General features: G+C 67.0%; 5 protein-coding genes. 3 read left to right on the top strand and 2 right to left on the bottom strand.

The window, feature by feature from the left end; all coding sequences use genetic code 11:
• The coding region (locus tag ACOQFS_RS20505) for a methyl-accepting chemotaxis protein (protein WP_421564661.1) at positions 1-1,186 on the bottom strand (1,186 nt) is incomplete at its 3' end.
• 335 nt (positions 1,187-1,521) lie between these two features.
• Between ACOQFS_RS20505 and pstS the strand changes: the two genes are divergently transcribed.
• Together pstS and ACOQFS_RS20495 are read left to right on the top strand one after the other, a co-directional pair.
• Positions 1,522-2,595, top strand: a complete 1,074-nt coding sequence (gene pstS, locus ACOQFS_RS20500; protein WP_421564660.1) for a phosphate ABC transporter substrate-binding protein PstS — start codon at positions 1,522-1,524, stop codon at positions 2,593-2,595.
• A gap of 217 nt (positions 2,596-2,812) precedes the next feature.
• Entirely contained in the window at positions 2,813-3,460 is a 648-nt protein-coding gene (locus tag ACOQFS_RS20495) for a 3'-5' exonuclease (protein ID WP_421564659.1), read from the top strand.
• Positions 3,461-3,626: 166 nt separating this feature from the next.
• Here ACOQFS_RS20495 and ACOQFS_RS20490 read toward each other — a convergent pair whose 3' ends face one another.
• Positions 3,627-5,681 carry an FAD-dependent oxidoreductase gene (locus tag ACOQFS_RS20490; RefSeq protein ID WP_421564662.1) on the bottom strand — a complete coding sequence of 685 codons (2,055 nt, stop codon included), beginning with the start codon at positions 5,679-5,681 and terminating at the stop codon, positions 3,627-3,629.
• Between the two features lie 120 nt (positions 5,682-5,801).
• Here ACOQFS_RS20490 and ACOQFS_RS20485 point away from each other — a divergent pair, with 120 nt between their 5' ends.
• Positions 5,802-6,446: a TetR/AcrR family transcriptional regulator gene (locus ACOQFS_RS20485; protein ID WP_421564658.1), complete on the top strand. Its 645-nt coding sequence runs from the start codon at positions 5,802-5,804 to the stop codon at positions 6,444-6,446.
• The last annotated feature ends 127 nt before the right edge of the window (positions 6,447-6,573 follow it).

Genomic DNA, 6,573 nt, shown 5'->3' with positions numbered 1-6,573 from the left:
GCACCTCGCCGGCCACCACGGCAAAGCCGCGCCCCTGCTCTCCCGCTCGCGCGGCCTCCACCGCCGCATTGAGCGCCAGCAGGTTGGTCTGGAACGCGATGTCATCGATCACCTTGATGATGTCGGCAATCTTCTGCGACTGCTGGGAGATCTCCTCCATCGTGGCGACGACGTCGCGCATCGCATTGCCGCCCTCGTTGGCCACTTTGCTGGCCTCCTGCGCCAGCTGCGTCGCGCGGTGGGCGTTGTCGGTGTTGTGCTGCACCGTGATGGTGAGCTGCTCCATCGAAGCGGCAGTCTCCTGCAGGCTCGATGCCTGCAGCTCCGTGCGGCGTGCCAGGTCTTCCGCGCCGCCCGCCATGAGCACGGCGTCCTGCGCCACGGTCTCGGTGCTGTCGCGCACCTCGGTGATCACACGCACCAGTTGCTCGTTCATCTCCCGCAGGGCACCCAGGAGTTCTGCGGTTTCGTCGCTGCCGCGCACCACGATCTGTGCGCTCAGGTCGCCACCGGCCACCGTGCGTGCCAGCGCCACCGCCTGCTGCAGCGGCCGCGAGATGGAACGCGTGATGACCAAGGCCATCACCGCGCCCACCAGCAGCGCCAGCGCGGCGGCGGCCAGCATCCACACATGGATGGCCTCGCTCATGGACTTGGCGGCCCCGAACTCGTCAGCGCCCACCTGGATCTGAAGGCCCACCAGCTGCTCGATCGCGGCCTGCACCTTGGCGGCCTGCGGGCGGATCTGGGTGATGTACAGCTCCGAACCATCGTCGTATTTGCCAGACACCAGCGCCTGTGCGGCGGGAATCAGGCCCTTGTCGAGGTACAGGGCGTTGGCGTCGGCGAAGGCCTGGGCCAGAGCCTGCTCCTGCGGGGCCAGCAGCTTGGTGGAGTAGCCGTTCCAGAGGCTGCGGATGCGCTCCACGTTGGCCGTCAGCTCGGTGTGGCTGGCCTGCAGGTTGCTGGTGCCGGGGTCCATCAGCATGTCCATCACCAGCACGCGGTTGCGCTGGGTGAGGTGGCTGATCTCCGCCAGCACACCCAGGGGCACGGTGCGGTCGCCATACAGCGCGGCACTGCGCTCGGTCAGGCGGTTGGCGCCGCTGATGCCGCCCGCAGCCAGCGCCGAAATCAACAGTAGCAGCACGGCAAATGCGAGCGTCAGCCGGGTGCCAATTTTCATTTTTTGAAGCATCTGAAACTTTCGTCGGTGACCGGGGGCGCCCCACGCAGGCGCCGCCCTTGTGTTCCATCCATGCAGTGGGTGCCGGGGCTCGGCGGCGCGACGATCTGCTGGCCGCCGGCCATCTGCCACCTCTGCATGGCGTTGCGCAGAAGATACTATTTGTTTCAAATGACAATATGGTGACGCACGGAAAATGCCATTTTCTTTCTCCGGGTGCATTCACTGAAAATTAATATTTTTTGATACGCTACCGCGCCCTTCGAATGGGAGGGCGCGACGCAAAGTGGGGAAACGTCACACCCACAGAATCAATACAAAACCTGGAGGAACTCATGAAATATATTTATGCGCTGTGCGGGCTGTGCTGGGCCCTGCTCCTGGCCGGCGAGGCCGGTGCGCAGGCCATGGTGACGGGCGCGGGCTCATCGGCCGCCGCGCCCATCTACCGCAGCTGGGCCAAGGCCTACACCAAGGCCACGGGCACAGGCGTGGCCTATGAACCCGTCGGTTCCAGCGCGGGCATGAAGAAAATCCAGCAGCAAGCGGTGGGGTTTGGCGCCACCGATGTGCACCCGTCAGACAAGGACCTGCTCGAACACGGGCTGATCGCGCTGCCCGTGGCCATCACCGGCATCAGCCCCATCGTCAACCTGCCCAAGATCCAGAACGCCCAGTTGCGCCTGACGGGCGAATTGCTCAGCCGCATCTTCATGGGCGAGATCACCCGCTGGAACGCCGCCGAGATCACCGCCCTGAACCCCGACAGCCCCTTGCCCGACCTGCCGATCAAGGTGGTGGTGCGCTCGGATGGCTCGGGCACCACCTACAACTTCGCCGACTATCTCGCCAAGGTCAGCCCGGCGTGGAAGACATCGTTCGGCGTCAAGACCAGCATCAAGTGGCCCGACGGGCACCTGGCCTTCAAGGGCAGCGAGGGGGTTGCCAAAGGCGTGCGCGACACCGTGGGCGCCATTGGCTATGTGGATTTTGGCTATGTGGCCGAGTACGGCCTGGCATCGGTGCAGGTGAAGAACGCCGACGGCGTTTTCGTCAAACCCTCGATCGACGCGTTCAGGGCGGCGCTGGCCAGCAGTGAATGGCCCCAGACCGGGGCCTTCAACAACACGCTGACCCAAAAGACGGGCAAAACGGTGTGGCCCATCACCATGGGTACGTTCGTGGTGTTTCCCAAGGTGACCCAGAACACCGAGCAGACCATCGAGGCGCTGAAGTTCATCATGTGGTCCTTCGTCAACGGAGACATGCTGGTGCACGAAAACAATTTTGTCCGGCTGCCAGACCGTGTCCAGGCCGCGGCCTTCAAGGCGATTACGGCCATCCGCGACCCGAAAGGCACGCCTTTGGGTCTGAGTGTGATTTCCTCGTCGGTCAGAACGCAGCAATAAGAAAATCAATAACGCCCTATGGAGATAATCCAAGGTGCATTGGATCCGTCGATTTTTCAGTCAAGGCAGATAATCGAACGGCAGATTCAGTTCGGCAATGCGCAATGGCAAGGGTCGCACCATCTGCCTCGTCCCGAGGTGGTGGCAGTGCCGTGACCCGACAAAGGGCGGTAGGCGGCCCGGCCGGGTCCGTCCTCGGCGCGGCACAATGCCCCGCATGACAGCCACGCCCCCTGCCCGCCCCCAGACCGCCCGCCCACGCCCGCCGCAGCGCCGGGTGCCCGACAAAGACCAGATTGCGTTGCTGGACCCGTTCGAGCGCCTGGGCACTCCCCGCATCACACGGGTCGCCACGCGCGAAGAGGCCGAGCAGGCCCGTGCGGCCCTCATCGGCGCGAGCGCCTGGGGCTTTGACACCGAGTCCAAACCCACCTTCACGCAGGGCGAGGCGTCCGACGGGCCCCACGTGGTGCAACTCGCCACCCTCGACCACGCCTGGGTCTTCCAGCTGCACGACATGGGCTGCCGCGCGCAGGTGGCCGAGCTTCTCGCACTGCCCGGCGTGACCAAGGCGGGGTTCGGGCTGGGAGACGACATGCAGCGCATTCGCCGCAAGCTGGGGGTGGAGCCTGCCGGCGTGCTGGATCTGAACGCGGTGTTTCGCCAGCACGGCTACCGCAAGGACATGGGGGTGAAGGCCGCCGTGGCGGTGCTCTTCAACCGGCGCTTCCTCAAATCCAAGAGCGTTGCCACGTCCAACTGGGCGAATGAACGACTCACCGACGCGCAGCTGGCCTATGCCGCCAATGACGCATGGGCCGCGTTGCGGGTGTTCCACGCCTTGCAGGACCTGCCCCGCCCGTGAGCGGCGAGCCGAGTCTTGAACCCATGCCGCATCACAACTACATTTTTGATAGCAAAAAAGTGTTTACCATCAAGCGGTAAAGGCACTTTTCATTGATATTTTGCGGCACCGACAGGCCGCAGCAACGCACTTGCAGCCACGTTTGCAGCCACGTTTGCAGCCACGTTTACAGCCGCGCTGCCAGCCGTGCCGCCTGGTCGATGGCGCGCTTGGCGTCCAGTTCGCCGGCCTCGCGCGCGCCTCCCACCAGGTGCGGCCGCTGGCCCTGCGCCTCCAGCGCCTGGGCCAAGGTGCGCAGCGGCACCTGGCCTGCGCACAGCACCACGGTGTCGCAGGCAATCCACGTCGGGTCTTCGCGCTTTTCGCCGTATGACACGAGCAGGCCCTCGTCGCCGATGCGCTCGTAGTTCACGCCGCCCACCATCTCCACCTGCTTCATCTTGAGCACCGTGCGGTGGATCCAGCCCGTGGTCTTGCCCAGGCCGTTGCCCAGCTTGCCCTTCTTGCGCTGCAGCAGCGTCACCTGCCGCGCAGGCGGCGTGGCCCGCGGCCCCGCGGGGGCCAGGCCACCACGCGCCTCGGCCGGGTCGGTGATGCCCCACTCGGCCTGCCAGGCGGGCAGGCTGAGCGTGGTGGAGGGGTGCTCACCATGCGTGAGGAACTCGGCCACGTCAAAGCCGATGCCGCCCGCGCCGATGATGGCCACACGCTCGCCCACCGGCTTGCCGTGGCGCAGCACGTCGATGTAGCTCAGCACCTTGGGATGGTCCTGGCCGGGGATCTGCGGGTCCCGCGGCAGCACGCCGGTGGCGATCACCACCTCGTCGTAGGCCGCGAGGTCCGCCGCGTCCACCGTGCGGTTCAGGTGCAGCTGCACGCCCGTGTCTTCCACCCGCGTGGCCAGGTAGCGCAGCATTTCATGGAACTCCTCCTTGCCCGGAATCACCTTGGCCATGTTCAGCTGGCCGCCGATGGCGGGGGCGGCATCGAACAGGTGCACCTCGTGCCCGCGCTCGGCCGCCACCGTGGCGGCAGTAAGGCCCGCAGGCCCTGCGCCGACCACGGCGACGCGTTTGCGCGACGACACCGGGCGGTAGACCAGCTCGGTCTCGTGGCAGGCACGCGGGTTGACCAGGCAGCTGCTGGTCTTGTTCTGGAACACATGGTCCAGGCAGGCCTGGTTGCAGGCGATGCAGGTGTTGATGCGGTCGGCCCGGCCCTGCGCGGCCTTCTTCACGAACGCGGCATCGGCCAGCAGCGGGCGCGCCATGGACACCATGTCGGCGCAGCCGTCGGCCAGCACCTGCTCGGCCACCTCGGGCGTGTTGATGCGGTTGGAGGTGACGAGCGGCGTGGTGATGCCCGCCGCAGCAAATTCGGCCTTCATCTTCTGGGTGACCCAGGCAAACGCCGCGCGCGGCACGCTGGTGGCAATGGTGGGCACCCGCGCCTCGTGCCAGCCGATGCCGGTGTTGACGATGCTGGCGCCGCCCGTGGCCACAGCCTTGCCCAGGGTGACGATCTCGTCCCAGGCGCTGCCACCGGGCACCAGGTCAATCATCGACAGGCGGTAGATGAGGATGAAGTCCGGCCCCACCGCGTCGCGCATGCGGCCGATGATTTCCACCGGCAGGCGCATGCGCTGGCTGTAGTCGCCGCCCCAGGCATCCGTGCGCAGGTTGGTCGCCTGCGACAGGAACTGGTTGATGAAATAGCCCTCCGAGCCCATCACCTCCACGCCGTCGTACCCGGCCTCGCGGGCCTTCACGGCGCAGTTCACAAACGCGCGGATCTGGCGCTCCACGCCACGCGCCGACAACGCAAACGGGGTGAACGGTGAGATGGGCGACTGCAGGCGCGAGGGCGCCACCGCCAGCGGGTGGTAGGCATAGCGGCCCGTGTGCAGGATCTGCAGCGCAATCTTGCCGCCCGCGCCGTGCACCGCATCGGTCACCACCCGGTGGCGTTTGGCCGCGCCCGAGGTGGACAAGGTGCCCGCAAACGGCTTGGCCCAGCCCGCGATGTTGGGCGCAAAACCGCCGGTCACGATCAGGCCCACATCGCCCTCGGCCCGCTCGCGGAAGTAGGCTGCCATGCGCGACAGGTCGCGCCCGTCCTCCAGCCCGGTGTGCATGGAGCCCATGAGCACGCGGTTCTTGAGCGTGGTGAAGCCCAGGTCGAGCGGTGCAAGCAGGTGCGGGTACAGCGCGTGGCCGGGCAGTGGCGCGGCGGCGTTCAAGGAGGCGTTCAAGGAGGCGTTCAAGGAGGCAGTCGAGGTGGCGGACATGGGCAAGGTGGGGTTAGAAAGTTTTTCTAGAACTTTATTCTAGAATCAGCGCCCATGGCAAGCCGCACCCGATCTTCCCTACCCCATCACCCCGGCACAGCCCCCGCGCCCGAGCCGACGGACCGCCGGCAGGACATCCTGGACGCCGCCCTGGCCTGCGCGGCCGACGGCGGCGTGGACGCGGTCAGCATCGACGGCGTGCGCGCGCGCTGCGGCGCCAGCGTGGGCAGCATCTATCACCACTTCGGCAACCGCGACGGCATCGTGGCGGCCCTGTTCTTCGGCATCTTTGACGACCAGTCGCGCAGCGTGCAGGCGCAGCTGGACGCCGCCCGGGGGGTGGAAGCCGGCGTGCGCGCGCTGGTCACCGGCTATCTGGACTGGGTGGTGGCGCAACCCGAGCGGGCACGCTTTCTGTTTCAGGCGCGCGGCACGGTGGCAGCCGGCCCGCGCACCCCGGACCTGGCCGACGCGGCGCGCCGCCGCAATGCCGCGCTGGTGGCGTGGTTCGAGCCGCACCGGCAGTCCGGCGCCGTGCGCAACCTGCCGTGCGAGCTGATGCCGTCACTGGTGATGGGGCCGGTGCAGAGCTACTGCCGGGCGTGGCTGTCCGGGCTGGAAGGGACGAGCGCCCTGCCCTCGCCAACGACATACCGCGAGGAACTGGCCGATGCGGCCTGGCGCGCGGTGAAGGCGTAAGCGCGGCGCTCGGCCTCTACCGGCTCAGCCCGAAGGGTCGCGTGCGTGCAGGCGCGGACGCGCGCACCCTAGTCCACTGAAACCGAGAAATCGGCTGTGCGCCGGGGTGGCAACGGGATGCAGCGCA

Origin of the sequence: Paracidovorax sp. MALMAid1276, from assembly GCF_049198005.1 — a bacterium.
Classification (GTDB): Bacteria; Pseudomonadota; Gammaproteobacteria; order Burkholderiales; family Burkholderiaceae_C; genus Acidovorax.
The sequence above is the reverse complement of the archived record's forward strand: the minus strand, read 5'-3'. Positions and strand labels throughout refer to the sequence as shown.